The following is a 22567-nucleotide window of genomic DNA, read 5'->3' as shown; positions in this document are numbered from 1 at the left end:
TCGAATCATGAATCAATTCCGCATTCGGTGGCGAGTTGGCAGAGCCGAAGCTAGACCATTTCCGGGCGAGCACGTAATGCCGTACCACAAATCAGCTGTTAATCCGTCACCCGGGTCGGCCGATCGGCGGAAATCGTTGACCGGAGAGGATATTACGGGGGACGAGTCCGAGCGATTCACTGGATTTCCGACATACCTCGACGAGGACGGGAGTCGACGGTCCGGATGTGGATCTGCGTCAACTGCGGCGGCACCAACGCCGATTCCCTGGAGAGCTGCGAGGTGTGCGGCCGGCCCCGTACGGCGGCCGGGCGCCAGCCGCCGCCGAGCCGTTGGGAGCCCACGCCGGGCGACTGGGAGACGCCACCACCGCGGCCCCGGCAGGCGCCCGCACCCGGGTTCCGGACCGGACCACCATCCGCGCCACGCAACGCGCCGCCCTTCATGGCCGGACGAACGATCCGTACGCCGCACCCGGATCCGGAGCAGCCGGACCCCGAGCTGCCGTGGATACCGGAACCCGCCGATCCGGACGACCTCGAGCCGCGGCGCCGGCTCGTACCGGCGTTGCTGATCGTCGTGCTCATCGCCGCGCTGGCGCTCGCCGGCGTGCTCGCCGGACCACGATTGCTGCGCTCCGCCGAGGAGAGGCCGGCGACGCCGGCCACGAGCCGGCCCACCATCTCGCCGAGCACGGCGCCAGTGACCGAGAACGCCACGATCGCCCTGGTCACCGTGGATCCGGCGGTCACCGACCCGCGCGCCCCGGGGATCGCGGCGATGTTCGAGACCTACTTCACCGGCATCAACGAGAAGGAGTACGCGGCGGCGGCCGGCGTGTTCGACCCGGACGGCGCGATCGACCCCGCCGACCCGGAACAGATGGCCGCGTTCTCCGACGGGACCGCGACCACCGAGGACTCCGACGTGGTGCTGCTCGGCGTCACCGATCTGGCGGACGGCCGGATCAGCGCGGACATGACGTTCCGCAGCGAGCAGGAGGCCGGGGACGGCCCGGCCGAGCGGCCCGGCGAGACATGCACCCGGTGGACCGTCCGGTACACGCTCACCACCACCCCGGACGACGGCTACCGCATCTTCCGGGGCAAGGGCACCTCCCGGCCCTGCTAGGACTCCAGGACGCGCTCCATGGCCGCCCGGGACCGCCGGGTCAGCCGCAGGTAGCGGTCCACGAACTCCCCGGGATCGCCGCCACCGAGCAGCAGTACCGCACCGGCCAGCTCGGGGCCGTGCCGGGGCAGCTGGTCGGTCGGGCGGCCACGGACCAGGGTGAGCGCGTTGCGTACCTGGGCCGCGAGCGTCCAGCCCGCGGTCATCGCCTCGGCGTCCGCCCGGTCCACCAGGCCGGCCTCCGTCTCGGCGTCGAGCGCCTCCAGGGTCCGGGTCTTGCGCAGCTCCGGCACCTCGTGGGCGTACCGCAGCTGGAGCAGCTGGACCGCCCACTCCACGTCGGTCAGTCCGCCACGCCCCAGCTTGGTGTGCGTGTTCGGGTCCGCACCGCGAGGCAGCCGCTCGGTCTCCACCCGGGCCTTGATCCGGCGGATCTCGATGACCTGCTCCCGGGTGAGGCCGCCACCGGGATAGCGCACGCCGTCGGCGAGGGCCTCGAACTCGGCGCCCAGCGACGCGTCACCGCAGATGAACCGGGCACGCAGCAGTGCCTGCGCCTCCCACACCTTCGACCAGCGCGCGTAGTACTGCTGGTACGCCTGGAGGCTGCGGACCAGCGGGCCCTGGCGGCCCTCCGGGCGCAGGTCGGCGTCGACGCCCAGCGCCGGATCGGGTGCCGGCGCGTTGAGCAGCCGGCGCATCTCCTCGGCGACCGCGTGCGCGGCGGCACTCGCCTCGTTCTCCGGGCAGCCCGGCGGCGGGGCGTAGACGAAGAGCACGTCGGCGTCGGAGGGATAACTCATCTCGTAGCCGCCGAGCCGGCCCATCCCGATGATCGCGAAACGCAGGCCGTCGGGGGCCGGTTTGGCGCGGCGGGCGATGCGCAGAGCGGCGTTCAGCGTCGCGTCGGTGACGTCGGAGAGCGCAACACCGATGGCACCGACGCCGAGCGGGCGGTCCGGGGCCAGGTCCTCGCCGTGGCTCAGGATGTCGGCGCTGGACAGCCGGAACAGCTCCCGGCGGCGCAGCGCCCGGACCGCGCCGATGGCCTGGACCGGATCCGGGTGCCGGTCACCGGCCGCGGCGAACCCGTCCAGCAGCTTCTCCCGGGGCCGGGGCAGCAACTCGGTGTCGTCGGCGAGCAGGCGCAACGCCTCCGGGTCGCGGGTCAGCAGGTCGGTCGCGTACCGGGAGAGGCTGAGCACCCGGGCCAGCCGCCGGGCCACCGGCCCGGCGTCGCGCAGCAGCCGCAGGTACCACGGCGTGCTGCCGAGCTTGTCCGACACGTGCCGGTAGTTGAGCAGCCCGCGGTCCGGCTCCGGCGCGTCGGCGAAGTCCTGGAGCAGCATCGGCAGCAGGGTGCGCTGGATCGCCGCGGTACGCGTCACCCCGCCGGTGAGCGCCTCCAGGTGCCGCAGCGCGCCCGCCGGATCCGCGAAACCGAGGATCTCCAGACGCTTACGGGCCGACTCCGGGGTCATCCGCAGTTCCTCGGCGGGCACCCGGGCGACTGCCTCCAGCAGCGGCCGGTAGAGCAGCTTCACGTGCAGGCGGCGGACGTTGGCGGCGTGCCCGACCCAGTCCGACCGGAACGCCTCGACCGCGTCCTGACCGGGGACCGCGGTGTAGCCGAGGGCGGCGGCGAGCCAGCGCACTCCGGCCGGGTCGTCGGGCACGGTGTGCGTACGTTTGAGCTGTTGCAGTTGCAGTCGATGCTCGACGCCACGCAGGAAGCGGTAGCCACGCAGCAGCGTCTCCCCGTCCTGCCGGCCCACGTAGCCGCCGGAGACCAGGGCGCGCAGCGCCGGAAGCGTGCCCGGCGCGCGCAGCGACTCGTCCACCCGGCCGTGCACGAGCTGGAGCAGCTGCACCGCGAACTCGATGTCACGCAGCCCGCCCGGCCCGCGCTTGATCTCCCGGTCCAGCTCCTTGGGCGGCACGTTGTCGATGATCTTCCGGCGCATGTCGCGGACGTCCGCGACCGCCTCCGGCCGCTCGGCGGCGTGCCAGACCAGCGGCGCCAGGTCGGCGATCCACTCCTGGGCCAGCGCCAGGTCGCCGGCCGCCGGCCGGGCCTTGAGCAGCGCCTGGAACTCCCAGGTGCGTGCCCAGCGCCGGTAATAGGCCTGGTGGCTGGCGAGCGTACGGACCAGCGGGCCCCGGCTGCCCTCCGGACGCAGCGCCGCGTCCACCGGCCACGCGACCAGCCCGCCGATCTCGATCAGCCGGGCCGCCACGGTGGTGGCCGCGCTCAGGTCCTCGTCGCCGGCGGCCACGAAGATCACGTCCACGTCGGAGACGTAGTTGAGCTCGTTGCCGCCGCATTTGCCCATCGCGACGACGGCGAGGCGTGGCTCCGGCGTACCGTCCGGCAGGCCGGCGACCGCGATCGCGTACGCCGCGGCCAGGGTCTCGTCGGCCAGCCGGGAGAGCGCCGCCATGGTCGGCTCCAGGCCGCGGCCGCCGGTCAGGTCGGCGGCCGCGATGCGCAACAGCGAAATCCGGTACGCCTTCCGCAGCGCCGCCACGGTCGGCGGGTCGTCCAGGTCGCCGAGCCGCCCCTCCGCGTCCGGCGGCATCCCGCTGCGGCTGGTGGCGAGGGTGCGCCACTCGTCCGGATTGGCCACCAGGTGGTCGCCGAGCGCGGAGGAGGCGCCCAGCACCGCGATCAGCCGGCGCCGCAACCCGTGGTCCAGGAAGAGCGTGTCGAGCAACTCGTCGGTGGCCGCGTTGGTGACGAACGCCGTAGCGGGGCGGGCACCACCGGCCCGCTCGGCGGCCCGGCCCACCGACTCGACCAGGCGGTGCAGCTGGCGCAGGGCCAGGTTGGGGTCGGCGGCCCTGGAGAGCGCGTCGAGCACGTCGGCGGCCCGGTCGTCCACCGGTCCCTGACCGTCGGTGTCCCAGAGCCGCAACCCGCCGGGGCCGAGCAGGTCGGTCGCGCGTGCCCCGTTGTCGGCGAAGCCGTACCGGGCCAGCCCGAGCCGGGTGGGCCTGGCCATCACTGCCCCAGCAGGGGAAGGGTCCTGCCGGTGCCGGAGTTCGGGATGTCGGCGTCCGGCAGCGTGCCGAGCGCCAGCGAGGCGAAGCGGACCGCGAACGGCTGCCAGACCTCCTCCACGTCAGCGAGGGACGCGGCGACCGCGGCGACCACCAGCTCCGGGTCGTAGCCCAGCTCGTCCAGCTCGGTGCCGCCGATCCGGGTCCACTCCTCGAACATGGCGGCGTCGCACTCGATGTGGAACTGAAGGCCCCACGCCCGGTCGCCGATCCGGAACGCCTGGTGCTGGTAGCGGCTGGAGGCGGCGAGCAGCACCGCGTTCATCGGGAGCTCGGTGATCTCGTCGCGGTGCCACTGGATCACGTCGGGCAGCAGCGGCACCCACTTGAACAGCGGGTCGGTGTCGGCCGCGTCCCGCTTGCCGACCAGCCCGGGCCCGATCTCCGGCCCGTTCGTGCTGCGCTCCACCAGGCCGCCGTGCGCGGCGGCGAGAAGCTGGCCGCCGAGGCAGACCCCGAGCGTCGGCACCCGGTACCGGACGGCCTTGCGCAGCAGGCCCTCCAGCGCCGGGAACCAGGGCGCGCCGGGAGCCCCGGCGGCATCCGGGTAGGCACTCTGGTCGCCGCCGAGCACGATCAGCGCGAGGTATCCGTCGAGGGTCTCGGGCAGGGGATCACCGGCATACGGGCGCAGCACGGTCACCTCGAGCCCGGCCTCGGCAAGCCAGTCCCCGAGCCGGCGGAGGTCATCGGTGGGGTCGTTCTGGACTACGAGAGCGGTGGCCACGTGTCGAGGCTAACGGCTGCGACGTTCCGGGGAACACCGACAGGACGTTGTCGCGACGGGGGACGAGTCTTCCCTTACCGGCCGAGCGGCCGAAGGGATGACGGGAGAAACGATAGTGAGCGCGATGAACCAGATCGGCTGGATCGAAGTGGGCGCCGACCGGCCGGAGGAGGCCGAGCGGTTCTACGGCGAGGTGTTCGGGTGGACCTTCGCCGATGACAGCGACTCGGTGGGGCCGGACGGGCAGCCGTACCGGATCGCCACCGCGCCGGGCGGTGCTCCGCTGGGCGGCTTCTACGGCACCGGCGGGAAGGTGCCGCCGCAGGCGATCTTCATGGTCCTGGTGGCGGACACCGAGGCCGCCTGCCGGCAGGCCGAGGCGGCCGGCGGCAAGGTGCTGGTGGGACCCCAGCGAGAACCGAGCGGCCTGGTCTTCGCCCGCCTGGCCGACCCGGCCGGCACGACGCTCGGCGTCTTCACCCCGCCGGCCCGCCCCTGACCAGCGGGGTCACAGGGTGAGCTGCCGCAGCCGCCGCGGCGGGATGTCCAGATCACCCTCGGTGAGCGACCGCGGTGGCACCGACTCACGGGTCGGCGTCACCGCGGTGATCCGATCCGGCCGGAACACCCGCACCGACTCACGCAGCCGGCACCAGGCGATCAGATACCACTGCTCGCGGATCCCCACGTAGCCCAGCGGCTCGACGTCCCGGACGGACACCGCGCCGTGCCGGTCGGCATAGCCGATCCGCAGCACGCGGCCCACCGGCAACGTGCCGGCCGCCAGCCGGGGCAGCGACGCCGGTGGCGACTCGCCGACCAGGTGGATCCGCCCGGCCAGCGCATGCGCCGCGGCCGCGTCGTCCGGATGCATGGCCGCCACCAGCTTGCGCAGGGCACTCGCCGCGGGCTGCCGGAACGGCGTGCCGGCCAGCTGCCGCAGCGCGAGCGCCATCGCGACCGCCTCCTCCGGCGTCAGGTTGACCGGCGGCAGCGTGTGCGCCCGGTCCAGGCAGTAGCCGCCGGCACGACCCGGCTCGGCGTAGATCGGGGTGCCGGACTGCTGCAACGCGGAGATGTCACGCTCCACCGTGCGCACGCTCACCTCGAACCGCTGCGCCAGCCAGCGTGCGCTGCGTGGCCGGGGCGCGACCGCACGCAGCTCCTCCACCAGGGCATAGAGGCGATCGGTCCGGTTCACCCCGTCAATCTAGAGCGGGGGTACGACAGAACCGGTCCAGCGGGCGATCACCTCATCGCCGTCGGTCTCGCCGGTCTCGGAGAAGCCGAGCGAGAGGTAGAGCCGTCGGGCCGCCCCGTTGGCCGGCTGATAGCTGAGCGCCACGTTGGGAGTGCCCGGCTCCGCGATCAGCCGCTCCCGCAGCTTCCGGATCAGCGCGGTGCCGATGCCCTGCCCCTGGTGCCTCGCGTCCACCACGACGCCGCCGATCCACCGGCTCCGGTCGTCGTCCACACCCCACATCGCGAAGCCCACCACCTCACCGGCCCGGGTCACGGCCAGCGGATTCCAGGTGTCACCGTAGTTGCACAGGCAGAGGTAGTAGGTGACCTCCGCCACGAACGGGCGCTGTTCCGGGTGGACGGTGAGAGCCGCACAGTCCCGCCAATTGGCCGCCGTGACCGGTTCGAGCTGGATGTCATCGATCTCCATCTGATGATCTTGGCAGATATTCGGTCGCGGCCGCCGATACGGTCTCCTCATGACGACCTTGCGGGACCGCCTCCAGGCGGCGTTGCCGGCGGCCATGAAAGCGCGCGACAAGGCGGCGGTGTCCGCACTGCGCTCGGCGCTCGCCGCGATCGAGAACGCGGCAGCGGTGGCTCCGCAGGACTCGCCGCTCGGGCTTGCGGCGACCGGGCTCGGCGTCACCGAGGTGGCGCGGCGTGAGCAGGACGAGGCGGAGATCGAGCGGATCGTGCGTACCGAGATCGACGAGCGCCTCACCGCCGCCGAGGAGTACGACCGGCTGAGCCAGGCCGACCAGGCCACCCGGCTGCGCGCCGAGGCGCACGCCCTGGAAACGCGGTTGGCCTAGGCTCCGGGGCCATGATGCAGGAGTCCGCCGGCATCCGGGTGTCCACCCTGGAGCTCTTCTTCGATCTGGTCTTCGTCTTCACCGTCATGCAGCTCAGCGAGACCCTCGCCGACGACCTGACGGCGACCGGGCTGCTCGACGTCGTGCTGATCCTGTTCGTGCTCTGGTGGATGTACTCGGGCTACGCCTGGCTCACCAACGCGATCGGGCCCACCAGCTCGACCCGGCGAACCCTGCTCCTGGCCGGGATGGCCGGCTTCCTGGTGATGGCGCTGGCGATCCCGGAGGCGTTCGGCGACTACGGGTGGATCTTCGGCGTCGCCTACGTGGTGGTGAACGTGGTCCACTCCGTGCTGTTCCTTCAGGGCGGCCCGGGAGCCGTCCGGATGATGCGCACCCTGGGCCCGCTCAACCTGCTGGCCGCCGGCCTGGTGCTGGCCGGCGGGCTGCTGCCCGAGCCGTACCGGCACCTGTGCTGGATCGCCGCCCCGCTGGTGCAGATCAGCGGCGGCTACCTGCACGCGATCGAAATGCACGCCATCGCAGCCGCACACTTCGTCGAACGGCACAGCCTCGTCATGATCATCGCGATCGGCGAGTCCATCATCGCGATCGGGCTGGGTTTCCGCGAGGTCCGCCTGGACGGCAGCACGATCCTGGTCGCCGTTCTCGGCCTCTGCATCGCCTACTACCTGTGGTGGTGCTACTTCGCAGGCGACGATCGGCGCTCCGAGCAGGTACTCGCCCACCTGAGCGACCCCCGCCGCCGCAGCCGGCTCGCACTCAACGCCTGGGGCTACGCACACCTGCCCATGCTGGTCGGCATCGTAGTGACGGCGGTAGGCATCAAGAAGACGGTCGGACACGCCTTCGAGCCGATGCACTGGGGCCCAGCGTTCGCCCTGAGCTGCGGCGTCGCCCTCTACCTGGTCGGCCACGCCGTCTTCCTGCGCCTGCTGCACCTACCCGGCGGCGCCTACCGCCTGGCGACCGCGGCCGCCGTGCTGGCCACCGTGCCGCTCGGCCACCTGGTGGCGGTTGCCCAGCTCGCGGCCATCCCGATCATCATGGCGGCCGGCGCGATCGCCGAGGATCTACCCCGCATCCGCCGCGAAGGCCTTTCCGCGATCGGCGACTTCGGCCGCAGCGCGCCATCCGGATGAGGCACGCGAAACGAGGCCGCGCGCACCCACTTGCGGTCATGAGGCGGCCGGCCCATGCACGTTCTACAGCCTTCGTGGCCATCAGCTCCGGTCCCGCTTCTTCGAGGTACGCGTGACCGGCGTCCCGCCGAAACCGACCCCTGCCCGCCTCCCGGCGCGGGCCGGCCTTTGCGTCCCGGCCCCAGCGCGGCCGCCGGGAAACACCAATCCGTCGCGCTGCGGGCAGGACCGGGCGCGGTCGCTCACCAAGCGGCCGAGCTGCCTGCGCGGGGTTCACAGGGGCACATGGCCACCAGTTACCCGGGCCCGGCGGTCGCGGTATGGCCACAGCGCAGGCAGTCAGCTCGCGCGGCAACGCGGAGGACACCGCGTGAACGCGTACCCCAAAGAAGCGGACAGCCAACCCTGACCCCGAAAGCTGTCCAGACCGCCCGGCGGTCGCCGGGCGGCCGGGAGCGGGCACCCGGATCGCGGGCAGGGCGGGACGGTTTCGCGCGGCGGGGACGCCGCCGCGCGTACCTATGAGATGCAGGCGCAGACGATCAAGGCTGCGCCGAAGTGCGAGGCGGCGCTGACCATGGCTCCGCCGTGGCGGTCCGGGGTGCAGATGACGTCGCCGAGCTTGCCGGGCGTCATCCAGTCGAGCACCAGGAAGGCCAGGCCCATGATGCCGATGCCGACCAGGCCGAAGAGCACCGTGGAGGCGAGTCCCTCGCCGAACGAGTCGTAGCTCGTGAAGATCGCGGTGAAGACGATCGCGGCGATGCCGAGCTGGTTGGCGGCCAGCAGCAGTGATGCGTTCGGGTTGCGTTCGACGAAGATCAGGTCTTTCAGTTTGCCCGGCGTGAGCAGGTCGACCAGTACATAGCCAACCGCCATCAAACCGATGCCGATAACCCCGAACACGATGCTTCGCCCGGCGCCCTCCAGCAGATCTTGAAGCACGGCCTCTCCCTTGTCGCGTGATGTCAGGTCCAGACCGTATCGGAGACGATCTACCACGTCGATCGGACTCTGGCTTGTCACCCCGATGTGCTGTGACACTTTTCCGCCGGACGGCGCTGTAACTCTAGGAGCCCGCATCTCCACGGGCCCGGCGACGCGATGCGCGGAGGACGTGGATGGTGGCTCCGGAGGACCCCGACGCCATGGTGCGCGCCGCGCAGTCCGGTGGCGAGGACGCGTTCCGGTGGCTCTACCGGCGGCAACAGCCGGCCCTGCTGCGCTATCTGCGGGTGCTCGTCGGTGACGACGCCGAGGACGTCGCCTCCGAGGCGTGGCTGCAGATCGCCCGGGATCTGCGCTCCTTCACCGGCGACTGGGACGGCTTCCGCGGCTGGACCGCGACGATCGCCCGGCACCGGGCGATGGATCTGCTGCGGGCGCAGCGGCGCCGGCCGCAGGCACACGCCCCGGTGGAGCAGCTCGTCCAGGTGAGCGGCGGCGACGACACCGCGGACCGGGCCCTGGAGCTGATGACCACGGACGCGGCGGTGGCGTTGATCGCGTCGCTGCCGCAGGAGATGGCCGAGGCCGTGATGCTGCGCGTGGTGGTCGGCCTGGACGCCCGGAGCACCGGGGAGATCCTCGGCCGGCAGCCGGGGGCGGTACGCACCGCGGCCTACCGCGGGCTGCGGCAGCTCGCCCAGCGGATGGCTCAGCCACGGCCGGTGCCGGTGACATCTTCGCCGAGCCCGGCGCTGAAGGAGTGGAGATGACGAGCCTGGAGGGAGGCGGGGGCATGGATCGGGACGACGAGCATGGCCGGCCGATCGTGCTGCCGCCCGGGCACCCGCTGAGCGAGCTACTGGCCGCGGTCACCGCGCCCGGCGCTACCCACGAGCTGGCCGGTGAGGACGCGGCGGTGGCCGCCTTCCGGGCCACGCGGACCCGGACGCCGGTCCGGGCGCGACGCGGATCGTGGGTGGGCCGGCTGCTGACCCTCAAGGTCGCCGCGGCCGCGGTCGCCACCATGGTGACGGTCGGCGGGATGGCGCTGGCCACGAGGACCGGCGCCCTCAACGGTCCGGTCGCCCCGGCCGCTTCGACGGTCTCGGTGGATCCGGCGACTCCGGCGACTCCGGCGCCGGCCGCGTCACCGCGTCCGGGACCACCGGCCGCCACGGCGAACCCGCGCCGCTCCGGCTCGGCCGCTCCCAGCCGGACATCGGCCTGCCCCTCCGCCCGGGCCTGGGACGACCGGCGGCGGTATCGGGACCGGGGAAAGCGGGCCTGCCGGGACGTCCGGCCGTCTGGCCGCTCCGGACAGCACAGCCCGCACCGACGCGGCGCGTACCGCGCCGATGGACCGGCGCCCGGTGAATCGGATCTTGGGGAACGGGCGGTTCGCCGGGCGCCTCGCCCGGCGCTGTTCAGAGCGCGCCGAGGTACCGCTGACGCTCGTACGGCGTGACCTCGCGGCGGAACTGCTCCCACTCGGCCCGCTTGTTCCGCAGGAAGAAGTCGAAGACGTGCTCGCCGAGCACCTCGGCGACCAGCTCGGAGCCGGACATCACGTCAATCGCCTCGGACAGGTTCTCCGGCAGCGCGTCGTACCCGGCGGCCTTGCGCTCGGCGGGCGACAGCGACCAGACGTCGTCCTCGGCACCCGGCGGCAGCTCGTAGCCCTCCTCGATGCCCTTGAGACCGGCGCCGAGCATGACGGCGAAGGCCAGGTACGGGTTCGCCGCCGAGTCGATCGAGCGGACCTCGACACGGGCCGAGCTGGGCTTGCCGAACGCCGGCACCCGGACCAGGGCGGACCGGTTGAGGTGACCCCAGCAGACGAACGCCGGTGACTCGGTGATCCGGTCCGGCAGCTGCATCGGGAAGAGCCGCTTGTACGAGTTCACCCACTGGTTGGTGATCGCCGTGTACTCCCGGGCGTGCACCAGCAGGCCGGCGATGAACGCCCGTGCCGTCTTGGACAGCCGCTGCGGGTCCTCGCTGTCGTAGAAGGCGTTGCGCTCGCCCTCCATCAGCGACAGGTGCGTGTGCATGCCGCTGCCGGGCTGGTCGGTGTACGGCTTCGGCATGAAGGTGGCCCGCACGCCCTGCGACAGCGCCACCTCCTTGACCACGTGCCGGAACGTCATGATGTTGTCGGCGGTGGTGAGCGCGTCCGCGTACCGCAGGTCGATCTCCTGCTGGCCGGGGGCGACCTCGTGGTGGCTGAACTCGACCGAGATGCCGATCCGCTCCAGAGCCAGCACGGCCTGCCGGCGGAAGTCGCGCGCCACGGCGTGGGTGGTGTGGTCGAAGTAGCCGCCGCTGTCCACCGGGATCGGCACCGAGCCGTCGTTCGGCCCGTCCTGGATCAGGAAGAACTCGGCCTCGGGGTGGGTGTAGAAGGTGAAACCCTTCTCGGCGGCCTTGGCCAGAGCCCGGCGCAGCACGTGGCGCGGGTCGGCCCAGGCGGCGCTGCCGTCGGGGAGCAGGATGTCGCAGAACATCCGGGCGCTCTCGCCGCTGGCGCCGCCCTCGAACGGGAAGACCTGGAAGGTGGTCGGGTCCGGCATGGCGATCATGTCGGACTCGTAGACCCGGGCGAAGCCCTCGATCGCCGAGCCGTCGATCCCGATGCCCTCCTCGAAGGCGGACTCGAGCTCGGCGGGCGCGACTGACACGCTCTTCAGGGTGCCCAGCACGTCGGTGAACCAGAGCCGGACGAAACGGATGTCGCGCTCCTCGAGCGTGCGAAGCACGAACTCCTGCTGTCGGTCCACTTCCACCCCTCGTGCCGTTGTCGATCCTCCCGCCGAGACTACGCTGGCTGCGACCCGTGACGATGGCCCGGGTAAGAATGTGGGGCATGCCAACGCTGCGCATCGCTCTCGCCCAGGTGAACCCGACAGTCGGTGACATTCCCGGCAACGCTGCCTCGATCCGCCGCTGGTCGCGCGAGGCGGCCGACGCCGGGGCGCACCTGGTCGCCTTCCCGGAGATGATGCTGACCGGCTACCCCATCGAGGACCTGGTCTTCCGGAACTCGTTCGTCGCCGCCTCCCAGCACGCGCTGCGCACCCTCGCCGCCGACCTGGCCGCCGACGGGCTGGGCGACCTGGCCGTCGTGGTCGGGTACGTGGACGCCGACGGCCCCCCGGCCACCAGCGCCGAAGCGGTGCCCGGCACCGGACGGCGGGACGCCTCGGCCCTGCTGCACGGCGGCGAGGTGGTCGCCACCTACTTCAAGCACCACCTGCCCAACTACGGCGTCTTCGACGAGGACCGTTACTTCGAGCCCGGCATCGAGCTGACCGTGGTCCGGCTGGACGGGGTGGACGTGGCCTTGACCGTCTGCGAGGACATCTGGCAGGCCGGTGGACCGTTCACCGCCGCCCGTCGCGCCGGTGCCGGCCTGGTCGTCAACATCAACGCCTCGCCGTACGAGTTGAACAAGGACGACGTACGCCTCCCGCTGGTCCAGCGCCGGGCCGCCGAGGCCGGGGCGACCGTGGCCTACGTGAACGCGGTCGGCGGGCAGGACGAACTCGTCTTCGACGGCGACTCGATGATCGTCTCGCCGGACGGGGTGCTGCTCACCCGGGCCGGGCAGTTCACCGAGGGGTTGCTGGTCCACGACCTCGATCTGCCGGTCGCCGACACGGTGCCCAACGCTGAGGGTTCGACCGACGCGGCCGCACCGGCTTTCGAGGAGTCGCGCGACGACCACATGCCGGTTAAAAGGGCAATAATCGATACAAAGCTGGCCGCACTGACCGACAAGCGGACCGGTGGGATCGCCGACCGGATCGCCGACGAGGCCGAGATCTGGTCCGCCCTCGTGCTCGGCCTGCGCGACTACGTGAACAAGAACCGCTTCCAGTCGGTGATCTTCGGCCTCTCCGGCGGTATCGACTCCGCCGTCGTGGCGGCGATCGCGGTGGACGCCCTCGGCCCGGAGCGGGTGGTCGGCGTCTCCCTGCCCAGCGGCTACTCCTCCGAGCACTCCAAGGACGACGCGGCCGACCTGGCCAAGCGCACCGGCCTGGACTATCGGGTGCAGCCGATCCAGCCGATGGTCGATTCGTTCCTGGCGAACATGTCGCTCTCCGGGCTCGCCGTGGAAAACCTCCAGGCGCGGGTGCGCGGCGTCATCCTGATGGCGCTCTCCAACCAGGAGGGCCACCTGGTGCTCACCACCGGCAACAAGAGCGAGCTGGCGGTCGGCTACTCCACCCTCTACGGCGATTCGGTGGGCGGCTTCAATCCGCTGAAGGACGTGCCGAAGTCAATGGTGTGGCAACTGGCCCGCTGGCGGAACACCCAGGGCAACCCGCCGATCCCGGAGAACTCGATCACCAAGGCGCCCAGCGCCGAGCTGCGGCCCGGTCAGAGGGACTCGGACTCGCTGCCCGACTACTCGGTGCTCGACCCGATCATCAAGGGCTACGTCGACCACGACCTGGGCCGGGCCGAGCTGATCGCGGCCGGCAACGACCCGGCCCTGGTGGACCGGGTGTTCCGCATGATCGACATCGCGGAGTACAAGCGCCGCCAGGCGGCGCCCGGCACCAAGATCTCCGGCAAGGCGTTCGGCCGGGATCGACGCCTGCCCATTACCAACTCGTTCCGCGAAGGGCTGTGAAAACCTCCACTGAACCCTGACCGTGGGCTGGTTCCCGGTGCGACGATGTGCGCACCCGGGGACCGCATCCGCGCGGCCTCGAGGGAAGGAGATTTACGAAATGTCGGAGATTCCCACCTTGTATGGCGGCCCGCCGACCCGTCGAGTCCGCACCCGTGACCTGCACAACGCCAAGGTCCGCGGCGACCGGTGGCCCATGCTGACCTCCTACGACATGTACACCGCCTCGATCTTCGACCAGTCGGGCGTACCGGTCCTGCTGGTCGGCGATTCGGCCGCCAACAACGTGTACGGCTACGAGACCACCGTCCCGGTCACCGTCGACGAGCTGCTGCCGCTGGTCAAGGCGGTCGTCCGGGCCACCAAGACCGCGCTGATCGTCGGCGACCTGCCGTTCGGCTCCTACGAGGAAGGCCCCACGCAGGCCCTGCGCACGGCCGTCCGGTTCATGAAGGAGGGCGGCTGCCACGCCGTCAAGCTCGAAGGCGGCCGCCGGATGGCACCGCAGATCGAGGCGATCACCAGCGCCGGCATCCCGGTGATGGCGCACATCGGCTTCACCCCGCAGCGCGAGCACGCCATCGGCGGCTACCGCGTCCAGGGCCGCGAGAACGAGGGCGCCGAGGTCATCTCCGACGCCCGCGCGGTCGCCGACGCCGGCGCCTTCGCCGTGGTCCTCGAAATGGTTCCCGGCGAGGTCTCCAAGCAGATCACCAAGGAACTGCCGATTCCCACCGTCGGCATCGGCGCCGGCCCGGACACCGACGCCCAGGTGCTGGTCTGGCAGGACATGGCCGGGCTGCGCACCGGCAAGGCACCGCGCTTCGTGAAGCGCTACGCCGATCTTGCGGGCGCGCTCACCGAGGCCACGCGGCAATTCGCCGCGGAGGTCCGCGGCGGCGAGTTCCCCGCCGCCGAACACACCTTCTAAAACCCATCATCGGTACGGGGACCGATCGCACCGCCGAATCGGTCCCCGTCCCCGTCCTACCGCGCGATCACCTACCCGCTGCCGACCCCAGCGCGCCCGCCGGGCCCATGCGGATGGGCGCGCCACAACCCTTGGCGATCAGCGGTCAGCGCAGGTCAGGCACGTTCGAAGCGAACCGTGCGGGTAGCCGGGTCGGCGGTGACCAGGCGGACCGGCACCCGCGCACCGAGCGGCAGATCCCCGATGCACCGAGCCCGGACCGCCGGTTCGTCGAGGGCGATCGTGCCGCCGGGCGGGCGCTTGCCGTTCCCCTCGTCCCGGTCGAGCACCGCGACCTCGAACGTCTCGCCGACCCGGTGCTCCAGCAGCACCGCCTCGGCCAGGTCGATCGCCCCACGGTCGGCCGCCGACGCCACCCGGTCGGTGGTGGACATCGCCTTCGGAAGGCGGGCCAGGGCGTCGGTTACCCACTCCGGGACCGGACGATCCTGGTGAAGGGCCAGGCAGGCCTCGGTCGCGTACCGGTCGGCCAGCCGCCGGAGCGGTGCCGTGACGTGCGCATAGGGCGCGCCCACTCCACCGTGCCCGGCCTCGGCCGGCGGACCCACATCAGAGCCTTCCGCCTCCGCGGACACGCCGAAGGCTGTGTAGCCGGCGCCGCGCAGCAGATCCGCGGCCTGATCCAGGAAGGCCGCGCCGCGCGGGCTCGCCGGGTCGACCGACGTCACCACCGCGCCGACCGTCGCACCCTCCGGCCAGGCCACCCCGAGCGGCTCCGCCGCCGCCCGTAGCTTCGCCACCGCCTCCGGTTTCGGCGACGGCATGGTCCGCAGCAGCCCGATTCCGCCGGCCAGCATGATCCCGGCCGCCGCCATGCCGGTGAGCAGGGAGATCTGCGCGTTGTGCTCCTCAACCGGCAGGGGCGCGCGCAGCACCAGCCGCCAGCCGTCCCCGTCCCGCTCGACCTCCTGCGCGGGCAGCGGAAGGTTGACCGCGCCCCGCTCGGCCGCCCGGCGGGCCAGCAGCGCACCGATCTCCGGCAGCAGGGCCACCGGCTCGTCCACGGTCCCCGCGTCGACCTGCCGCTGCACCCCGGCATAGTCCAGCTTGGCCCGGCTCCGCACCCGGGCCCGTTCCACCTCGACGCCGACCGTCTCGCCGTCGGCGTCCAGGTCGATGGTCCACACCACGGCCGCCCGGTCACCGCCCGGCAGCAGACTCACCGCGTCCTCGCTGAGCACCGGCGGATGCAGCGGAATCCGCCCATCCGGCAGATAGACGGTCTGCCCACGCAGCCAGCTCTCCGCCTCCAGCGCCCCACCCGGCCGGACATAGGAGGCGACGTCAGCGATCGCGTACTGAACCCGATATCCGCCGCCCGCCCGCCGGCTGAGATGCATGGCCTGGTCGAGATCCCGCGACGTGGCCGGGTCGATGGTCACGAACGGCACACCGGTGCGATCCAGCTCCGGCAGCGGCGTGACCCGCGCAGCCTCCACCGCCTCGGCGAGCACGGCCGCACTGAACTCACCCGGCAGCTGAAGTTCCCGCCGCAACACCGAAAAATCGATCTGCGGCGCCAACACCACTTTGATCGGCACGGCTCATTCCTACCAGCGCGAAGCGGGCCACGCCGCTCGGCGTGGCCCGCTTATCCCCCGCTACCTCTTGCGCGCCGCCTTCGCCGGCCCGCTCTTGGCAGCGTTGCGACCGCCTCCAGCGTTAACCCCCGACGTACGCGCCACCCGGCTCACCTTGGCCGCGTTCCCCTCAGCGCGCCCAGCCTTGGCCACCGCAGGCTTGTTCACCGCCCGCTTCCCCGCCGCCGGCTTGGCCGCTTGCTTACTCCCCGCTTGCTTGCCCACCGCTTGCTTGGCCGCGTTGGCAGCCCGCTTGGCCGTAGCCGAAGCCGTGCCGACCTCCATCGCGATCTCACTGACCGCCGCCTCCGCCGCCCGGGCCGCCTTACTCACGGCCGTCCGGGCCGCCTCAACAGCCGCCTTGGCCTTAGCCGTCTTGGCGATCGCCCGCTCCTCAGCCGCCGCAACCGCAGCCGCGCCGGTCGAGCCCCGAACCCCAGCCTTCCGCCCCCCAGCCGCCTTGGCCCCGGTCGCCTTGGTCCCGGTCGCCTTGGTCCCGGTCGGCTTAGCCGCAGTCCCCCTGGCGGCCGTCGCCTTGGTCCCGGTCGCCTTAACCGCAGTCGCCTTAGTGCCGGTCGCCTTAGTGCCGGTCGCCTTAGTGCCGGTCGCCTTAGTCCCGGTCGCCTTAACGGCACTCGCCCTGGCGGCCGTCGCCTTCGTCCCGGTCGCCTTCGCACCCGTGCTCTTCGCAGCGGTCGCCTTGACGCCTGTGGCCTTAGCCGACGTCGCTCTCGCCGCAGTCCTGGTGCCCGCGGCCTTCGCCGCAGTGGCCTTCACGGCCGTAGCCTTCGCCGCGCCGGCCCTAGACCCGCCCACCTTCGCAACCGCCGTCTTAGACGCCTTCGCCGCAGTGGCCTTCACGCCCGTAGCCTTCGCCGCTCCAGCCCTGGTCCCACCCGCCTTCGCGGCCGTCGCCTTAGTCGCCTTCGCCGCAGTGGCCTTAACGCCCGTAGCCTTCGCCAGTCCAGCCTTGGTCCCACCGGCCTTCGCGGCCGTAGCCTTGGCCGCTGCGGACTTGGACGCGGTCGCTTTCGCGGCCGTCGCCTTGGTCCCGGTCGCCTTCACAGCCGTAGCCTTCGCCGCACCCGCCCTCGTCCCGGTCGCCTTTGCAACCGTGGCCTTCGCTGCGACGGACTTGGACGCAGTCGCCTTTGCGGCCGCCGCCTTGGTCCCGGTCGCCTTCACAGCCGTAGCCCTGGCGGCACCCGCCCGGTTGCCGGTCGCCTTGGCGCCGGTCACCTTCGCAGCCGTCGCTTTGGCAGCACCAGCGCTAGTCCCAGCCGTCTTCGCAGCCGCCGCCTTCACCGCACCAGCCTTAGTGCCGGTCGCCTTCGCCGCACCTGCCCTGGTCCCTGCGGCCTTCGTAGCCGCGGCCTTGGTCGCGGTGGCCTTGGTCGCGGTGGCCTTGGTCCTCGTCCCAGCTGCCGTCGTCTTGGTCGCAGTCGCCTTCGCAGCGCTGCTACCCCGGCCCGCGGCCTTGGTAGCCCCAGTTCCAGTCGCCTTGCTCACCGCAGCCCGACCGCCTGCCGTCTTCCTAGTGGTCCCCGCAGCTTTGGCAGCCGTCGTCTGGGCTGCCTTGGACGCCGCTGTCCTAGCAGCGGTCGACTTGGTCGCAGTGGCCCTGGGAGCAGCGGCTTTGCCCACAGTCGCCTTCCCGGCGGCCACCTTCGGCGCCGAAGCCTTGCTCGCCCCCGCCTTCGCAGCAGCAGCCTTCGTCGCGGCCGTCTTCGTCGCGGCCGTCTTCGTCGCGGCCGTCTTCGTCGCGGCCGTCTTCGTCGCGGCCGTCTTCGTCGCGGCCGTCTTCGTCGCGGCCGTCTTGGTGGCAGCAGTCTTGGTGGCAGCAGTCTTGGCGGCGGTCGCTTTGGCTCCGGTTGTCTTCGTTCCGGTGGCTGTCGCTTTGGCTCCGGCTGTCTTGGTCGCAGCGGCCTTAGCCCCGGCCGTCTTCGCCGCAGCGGCCTTAACTCCGACCGCCTTGGTCCCGGTGACCTTCGGGCCGGTTGCCTTGGATCCGGCGGCCTTCGCGGTGGTCGACTTCTTCGCAGTCGTTCCGGTCCTGGCTGCCGGTTTCGAGCGCGTCATCCCTGTGGCTCCAGTTCCGGTTTCGGCTTCCGCCTCGGCCATGCTTTCCGCAGCCCGCGCCGCGGTCCCTGCCGCCGCTGCCGCGGTACCCGCAGCCAGGGCAGCGCTCTCCGCGGCCTTAGCGGCAGCGCCGGCCGCGTGAGCCGCATCGCCCGCAGCCTCAGCCGCTGTCTCGGTCACCTGAGCCGCCACCTCAGTCGCCTGAGCCGCTGTCTCAGTGGCCGTAGCCGCCGTCTCGCCCTTACGACCGGCTTTGATCACCCGGACCGGAGCTCGTCGCGCAGCGGCGGCCGCCTCGGCCCGGACAGCGGATCCGCTCCTCCGGCTCACCAACATGGTGTCTGGCTCCATACGAGCCGCTTCCATCCCCGGAACCCGCGCGATGCCAATCGCGACCGCGTTCGGGTCACTTTCCCCAGCTTGCCCGGCCGCCGATTCATCGGACGGCTGGCCACTAGCTTCCGTGTCCTCAACGGGCACCGCGGCACCGAGCGCCTCCAGGTCCGGCCGGTCCGATCCCCACTTGTCGGAGTCCCGGTCAGGGCTCGCCGCCCCCGAGCCCGATGGGAACCAGCCGCTCAGGAATGGCACGTCCGACGCCTGGCCGGCCTCAGCCACCGTCTCGCCTGCAGTACCCGGCCGTCCAGCCTCGGAAAGATCGTCCGGCTCGTCTCCGGCAGAAACAGTGATCTGCGACTTCGGCAGATTGCTCATGGCCGCCGCAACCCGGCGCTTGCCGTTGCTGCCTACGACCCCCAGCTTGCCGGCCGTTCCACTCGCCACCCGGCCACCCAGGGCCGGACCGGTGTCGCCCGACTGGGACCGAACCGGCCGGGGAGCGGGCGCGGCCTTAGAACGTCCCGCCGGCACCCGCGCCGCGGCGCTCACAGCCACCCGGCTCACCGCCGCCGACCGAGCCTTCGAAGCGCCCTGCCCACCAGCGACCGGCTTCGATACCCGTCCTTCAGCCGCCCGCTTCACCCCAGCGGTCTCCCGCTTCCCAGCCGACCGAGGACCCGCAACCACGGCACCGCTGCGCGCAGCGCCCCCAGCCTTCGCGGACGCCCGGCCAGCTTGCACAGGCACCACAGCCTTCCCCGCAGCCTTAGCCCCCGCAGACTTGGCCATCGCAGCCTTGGCCCCCGCAGACTTGGCCATCGCAGCCTTGGCCGCCGCGGACTTAGCCGCCGCAGACTTGGCCGAGACGCTCTTGGCAGGATTGACTCCGGCCGCAGCGGGTGCGGCCTTGGCCGAAGCGCGCTTGACCGTCGCGGGCCGGCCGACAGGAGACTTCCCGGCCGCCGTCCCGCTCGCGGCGGATTTCGCGGTCACGGTCTTGACGAGCCCGGTCTTCCCGGCCGCGGTCCGCAGTCCGCCGGCTCTGACGGCTGCCGCAGACTGCGCGATTGCAGTCCTTCCCGCAGCCCGCACACCGTTGGCTTTGATCGCCCCAGCTTTCCCGGCCGCGTTAGCACCGTTGGCTTTGACGGCCGTGGACTTCACACCGCTCACACGGACGGCCGCGGACTTTACGATCGCTGCCTTCCCAGCCGCCTTCGCACCGTTGGCCTTGACGGGTTTCGCGGCCGCGACCTTTCCGGTCGTGGCCGCCTTTGACGTAGTCCCCTTCAAAGTGGCGGCCCTTGAACCGGCGGCCTTTGGGGCGACGCCCTCTGAGCTGGCGGCCTTTGAAGTAACGCCCTTTGAGCGGGCGGCCTTCGAAGTAACAGCCTTTGAGCTGGCGGCCTTCGAAGTAACAGCCTTTGAGCTGGCGGCCTTCGAAGTAACAGCCTTTGAGCTGGCGGCCTTCGAAGTAACAGCCTTCGAACCGGCGGCCTTCGAAGTGACGGCCTTTGCGGTGCCCGGAGCCTTGAGAGTCACCGAAGTGCCGGCACCCGATCGCGCCGTCCGCGTCGCGACCGCAGCCGCGACGCGCTTGGCAACCGCCCGGCCCGAGCTGCTCCCGGCCACCGACACGGCGACCGGCGCAGCCGCCTTACCCCGACCGGCCAGTCGCGACTTTTCCGGCGTGGACGCGGCCTTGGCACCGGACGACCGTGCCGCCGGGACCACCCGATCAGAGCGGCCTGACCGGGGCGCGGGCGCCGTCCGGCCCGCTGTCTTCATTGCGGCGGTAGCGGTCCGCACTGATGGCTTGGTGTTAACCGCCGTGGCGCCACCACGAACGGAAGTCTTGGATGCCGGACCGGACCTAGCCGCCGGCGCGGCCTTGCCAGCGCCGTTCCGGACGGCGACCTTCACCGCGGGAGCGACCTTGGACGCGGAAGAAACCTTGGAGGCAGCAGCCTTGGACGCAGCAGCCTTGGACGTGGAAGCGGCCTTGGACGCACCAGTCTTAGACGTGGAAGCGGCGGGAGCGGCCTTGACACTACGGCCGGAAACCGCAGCCCCAGCCGCCCGCGAGCCCGGAGCGGCACTCCGCGCGGCCCCGGAACCGACATTGCGACCTGACCCGGCCGCACTCTTCCGGGCGGCAGCGGGCGCGGCATTCCAGGCGGACGGGCGCGCATTCTTCGCGGCCGAGGCTGGAGCGGCGTTCCTGGTGGCGGCGGACGTGCGGGTGCCCGTACCGGATGATGTGGTTTTGGTTTTTGAGCCCGCGCCGGAGGCAGCGGGTCTGGTCGAGGCCTTTTTTGCAGCAGGCATCGAGGCAGCGGGCATCGAGGTGTTCCTCCTTGCGAATGACTGCGGGCACGTCCGCGCCTGGCGATGCGCGGTTCCGGCTGGAATCCCGGCACCGGGCGTTAGCTGGCCTCCCCTGTCCAGCGGGCGTCCTCGGCATCCCACTCGGCATTGCGCTTCTCGACCGTTTCGAGTGCCCGCGTCGCTTCGTCAGCCGTGGCGTAGGGACCGAGCCGGTATTGGGCGGGGCACACGTCGTCCCCGCTTTCCACCCGGTGGTCGCGGAGGCACCAGAAGGAGCCTGCTCCGCCGAGCCCACTGTCGTTCATTCCATCACTGTGCCGCTAAAACCGGCCAAGCGCTACCGATTCGTGCGAAAAAGCCCAGATTTCAAATATGTATCCCTCTGGAAACGACAAACCGCCCCGGCCGAGACGGCCGGGGCGGTGCGAGAAACGCGAAAGGTCAGCGCAATTCGGCGGCGATCAGCTCGGCGATCTGTACGGCGTTCAGCGCGGCCCCCTTGCGAAGGTTGTCGTTCGAGATGAAGAACGACAGCCCGTTCTCCGCGGTCGGGTCGACCCGGAAGCGCCCCACGTAGGACGGGTCACGGCCGGCCGCCTGCAGCGGGGTGGGCACATCGGAGAGTTCCACGCCGGGCGCGGAGGCGAGGATCTCGCGCGCCCGCGACGGGCTGACCGGACGGGCGAAGCGCGCGTTGACCTGGAGCGAGTGGCCGGTGAAGACCGGTACGCGCACGCAGGTCCCGGACACCAGCAGATCCGGCAGCCCGAGGATCTTGCGGCTCTCGTTGCGGAGCTTCTGCTCCTCGTCGGTCTCGAAGCTGCCGTCGTCGACGAACGACCCGGCCTGCGGGATGACGTTGAAGGCGATCGGCCGCGGGAAGACCCTGGGCTCGGGGAACTCGACGGCGGACCCGTCGTAGGTCAGCTCGGTCGCCCGGTCCGCCACCTTCTTGACCTGCTCGTCGAGCTCGGCCACACCGGCCAGCCCGGCACCGCCGACCGCCTGGTAGGTGGTGGCGATGAAGGAGACCAGACCGGCCTCGTCGTGCAGCGGGCGCAGCACCGGCATCGCGGCCATGGTCGTGCAGTTCGGGTTGGCGATGATGCCCCGGGGACGCTGCTTGACGGCGTCCGGGTTCACCTCGGCGACGACCAGCGGGACCTCCGGGTCCATCCGCCAGGCCGACGAGTTGTCGACGACCACGGCGCCGGCCTCGGCGACGCGAGGCGCGTACTCCTTCGAGCCGCCCTTGCCGGCCGAGAAGAGCACGATGTCCAGGCCGCTGTAGTCAGCGGTCGCCGCGTCCTCGACGGTCACCTCGCCGGAACCCCACGGGAGGGTGCGGCCCGCGCTGCGCGCGGAAGCGAAGAGCCGGAGCTGGTCAATCGGGCCGAGCCCGTTCAAACCTTGGCGATCGGCCAGGATGCGGCGCATGACGCCACCGACCTGTCCCGTCGCACCCACAATGCCGATCCTCATGGGCACCAAAATACGGCCTGAACTGCGTACCAAGAAATCATGT

Annotated in this window: 18 protein-coding genes; 8 read left to right on the top strand and 10 right to left on the bottom strand. The window is 71.5% G+C overall.

Annotation, left to right across the window (positions count from 1 at the left end; translation table 11 throughout):
- Window positions 1-225: 225 nt before the first annotated feature.
- Window positions 226-1131 (top strand): hypothetical protein, encoded by a 906-nt coding sequence (locus I4J89_RS30470; protein ID WP_196417552.1) that lies wholly within the window; start codon window positions 226-228, stop codon window positions 1129-1131.
- Here the strand turns inward: I4J89_RS30470 and I4J89_RS30465 are convergent.
- Together I4J89_RS30465 and I4J89_RS30460 are read right to left on the bottom strand one after the other, a co-directional pair.
- The gene (locus tag I4J89_RS30465) at window positions 1128-4133 is read right to left on the bottom strand and encodes a bifunctional [glutamine synthetase] adenylyltransferase/[glutamine synthetase]-adenylyl-L-tyrosine phosphorylase (protein WP_196417551.1); all 3006 of its coding nucleotides are present in this window, start codon (window positions 4131-4133) and stop codon (window positions 1128-1130) included. The genes I4J89_RS30470 and I4J89_RS30465 overlap by 4 nt on opposite strands.
- Entirely contained in the window at window positions 4133-4918 is a 786-nt protein-coding gene (locus I4J89_RS30460) for a type 1 glutamine amidotransferase (protein ID WP_196417550.1), read from the bottom strand. The genes I4J89_RS30465 and I4J89_RS30460 overlap by 1 nt, the downstream gene beginning before the upstream one ends.
- A gap of 124 nt (window positions 4919-5042) precedes the next feature.
- Here I4J89_RS30460 and I4J89_RS30455 point away from each other — a divergent pair, with 124 nt between their 5' ends.
- Window positions 5043-5417: a VOC family protein gene (locus I4J89_RS30455; RefSeq protein WP_196417549.1), complete on the top strand. Its 375-nt coding sequence runs from the start codon at window positions 5043-5045 to the stop codon at window positions 5415-5417.
- A 9-nt stretch (window positions 5418-5426) separates the two neighbouring features.
- On the opposite strand, the gene I4J89_RS30450 is transcribed toward I4J89_RS30455, so the two are convergent.
- Complete coding sequence (locus I4J89_RS30450; protein WP_196417548.1) at window positions 5427-6119, bottom strand: helix-turn-helix transcriptional regulator; 693 nt, start codon at window positions 6117-6119, stop codon at window positions 5427-5429.
- A gap of 9 nt (window positions 6120-6128) precedes the next feature.
- Window positions 6129-6590 (bottom strand): GNAT family N-acetyltransferase, encoded by a 462-nt coding sequence (locus tag I4J89_RS30445; RefSeq protein WP_196417547.1) that lies wholly within the window; start codon window positions 6588-6590, stop codon window positions 6129-6131.
- Window positions 6591-6639: 49 nt separating this feature from the next.
- Here I4J89_RS30445 and I4J89_RS30440 point away from each other — a divergent pair, with 49 nt between their 5' ends.
- Entirely contained in the window at window positions 6640-6975 is a 336-nt protein-coding gene (locus I4J89_RS30440) for a GatB/YqeY domain-containing protein (protein ID WP_196417546.1), read from the top strand.
- Window positions 6976-6986: 11 nt separating this feature from the next.
- Window positions 6987-8138 carry a low temperature requirement protein A gene (locus tag I4J89_RS30435; RefSeq protein WP_196417545.1) on the top strand — a complete coding sequence of 384 codons (1152 nt, stop codon included), beginning with the start codon at window positions 6987-6989 and terminating at the stop codon, window positions 8136-8138.
- Window positions 8139-8657: 519 nt separating this feature from the next.
- Here I4J89_RS30435 and I4J89_RS30430 read toward each other — a convergent pair.
- Window positions 8658-9083 (bottom strand): DUF350 domain-containing protein, encoded by a 426-nt coding sequence (locus tag I4J89_RS30430; protein WP_196417544.1) that lies wholly within the window; start codon window positions 9081-9083, stop codon window positions 8658-8660.
- A 176-nt stretch (window positions 9084-9259) separates the two neighbouring features.
- On the opposite strand from I4J89_RS30430, the gene I4J89_RS30425 reads away from it, so the two are divergent.
- On the top strand, window positions 9260-9856 hold the full coding sequence (locus I4J89_RS30425) for an RNA polymerase sigma factor (RefSeq protein ID WP_196417543.1): 597 nt from the start codon (window positions 9260-9262) through the stop codon (window positions 9854-9856).
- On the top strand, window positions 9853-10551 hold the full coding sequence (locus tag I4J89_RS30420) for a hypothetical protein (protein WP_196417542.1): 699 nt from the start codon (window positions 9853-9855) through the stop codon (window positions 10549-10551). Before I4J89_RS30425 ends, I4J89_RS30420 begins: the two co-directional genes overlap by 4 nt.
- On the opposite strand, the gene glnA is transcribed toward I4J89_RS30420, so the two are convergent.
- A complete protein-coding gene (gene glnA / locus I4J89_RS30415) occupies window positions 10511-11863 on the bottom strand; it encodes a type I glutamate--ammonia ligase (protein WP_196417541.1) in 1353 nt (450 codons plus the stop codon). The genes I4J89_RS30420 and glnA overlap by 41 nt on opposite strands.
- An 86-nt stretch (window positions 11864-11949) precedes the next feature.
- On the opposite strand from glnA, the gene I4J89_RS30410 reads away from it, so the two are divergent.
- Both I4J89_RS30410 and panB read left to right on the top strand, forming a co-directional pair.
- The gene (locus I4J89_RS30410) at window positions 11950-13725 is read left to right on the top strand and encodes an NAD+ synthase (RefSeq protein WP_196417540.1); all 1776 of its coding nucleotides are present in this window, start codon (window positions 11950-11952) and stop codon (window positions 13723-13725) included.
- Window positions 13726-13825: 100 nt separating this feature from the next.
- Window positions 13826-14656, top strand: a complete 831-nt coding sequence (gene panB, locus I4J89_RS30405; protein ID WP_196417539.1) for a 3-methyl-2-oxobutanoate hydroxymethyltransferase — start codon at window positions 13826-13828, stop codon at window positions 14654-14656.
- Between the two features lie 155 nt (window positions 14657-14811).
- Here the strand turns inward: panB and I4J89_RS30400 are convergent, their stop codons facing one another.
- The 4 genes from I4J89_RS30400 to I4J89_RS30385 all read right to left on the bottom strand — a co-directional run bounded on the left by I4J89_RS30400 (window position 14812) and on the right by I4J89_RS30385 (window position 22524).
- On the bottom strand, window positions 14812-16257 hold the full coding sequence (locus I4J89_RS30400; protein ID WP_196417538.1) for an RNB domain-containing ribonuclease: 1446 nt from the start codon (window positions 16255-16257) through the stop codon (window positions 14812-14814).
- Window positions 16258-16317: 60 nt separating this feature from the next.
- Window positions 16318-20256: a hypothetical protein gene (locus tag I4J89_RS30395; protein WP_196417537.1), complete on the bottom strand. Its 3939-nt coding sequence runs from the start codon at window positions 20254-20256 to the stop codon at window positions 16318-16320.
- An 884-nt stretch (window positions 20257-21140) separates the two neighbouring features.
- Complete coding sequence (locus I4J89_RS30390; RefSeq protein ID WP_196417536.1) at window positions 21141-21347, bottom strand: hypothetical protein; 207 nt, start codon at window positions 21345-21347, stop codon at window positions 21141-21143.
- Window positions 21348-21483: 136 nt separating this feature from the next.
- Window positions 21484-22524 carry an aspartate-semialdehyde dehydrogenase gene (locus I4J89_RS30385; RefSeq protein WP_196417535.1) on the bottom strand — a complete coding sequence of 347 codons (1041 nt, stop codon included), beginning with the start codon at window positions 22522-22524 and terminating at the stop codon, window positions 21484-21486.
- Between the last annotated feature and the right edge of the window lie 43 nt (window positions 22525-22567).

It is taken from the genome of Actinoplanes aureus (assembly GCF_015704865.1).
Classification (GTDB): domain Bacteria; phylum Actinomycetota; class Actinomycetes; order Mycobacteriales; family Micromonosporaceae; genus Actinoplanes; species Actinoplanes aureus.
This window is presented reverse-complemented; position numbering and strand designations above follow the sequence as displayed.

Excerpts from the sequence above, each read along its gene's own strand:
- I4J89_RS30440 (WP_196417546.1), top strand. The coding sequence starts at position 6,640 with ATGACGACCTTGCGGGACCGCCTCCAGGCGGCGTTGCCGGCGGCCATG.
- I4J89_RS30410 (WP_196417540.1), top strand. The coding sequence starts at position 11,950 with ATGCCAACGCTGCGCATCGCTCTCGCCCAGGTGAACCCGACAGTCGGT.
- I4J89_RS30445 (WP_196417547.1), bottom strand. The coding sequence starts at position 6,590 with ATGGAGATCGATGACATCCAGCTCGAACCGGTCACGGCGGCCAATTGG.
- I4J89_RS30385 (WP_196417535.1), bottom strand. The coding sequence starts at position 22,524 with ATGAGGATCGGCATTGTGGGTGCGACGGGACAGGTCGGTGGCGTCATG.
- panB (WP_196417539.1), top strand. The coding sequence starts at position 13,826 with ATGTCGGAGATTCCCACCTTGTATGGCGGCCCGCCGACCCGTCGAGTC.
- I4J89_RS30470 (WP_196417552.1), top strand. The coding sequence starts at position 226 with ATGTGGATCTGCGTCAACTGCGGCGGCACCAACGCCGATTCCCTGGAG.
- I4J89_RS30425 (WP_196417543.1), top strand. The coding sequence starts at position 9,260 with ATGGTGGCTCCGGAGGACCCCGACGCCATGGTGCGCGCCGCGCAGTCC.
- I4J89_RS30420 (WP_196417542.1), top strand. The coding sequence starts at position 9,853 with ATGACGAGCCTGGAGGGAGGCGGGGGCATGGATCGGGACGACGAGCAT.
- I4J89_RS30465 (WP_196417551.1), bottom strand. The coding sequence starts at position 4,133 with ATGGCCAGGCCCACCCGGCTCGGGCTGGCCCGGTACGGCTTCGCCGAC.
- I4J89_RS30390 (WP_196417536.1), bottom strand. The coding sequence starts at position 21,347 with ATGAACGACAGTGGGCTCGGCGGAGCAGGCTCCTTCTGGTGCCTCCGC.
- I4J89_RS30435 (WP_196417545.1), top strand. The coding sequence starts at position 6,987 with ATGATGCAGGAGTCCGCCGGCATCCGGGTGTCCACCCTGGAGCTCTTC.
- I4J89_RS30455 (WP_196417549.1), top strand. The coding sequence starts at position 5,043 with ATGAACCAGATCGGCTGGATCGAAGTGGGCGCCGACCGGCCGGAGGAG.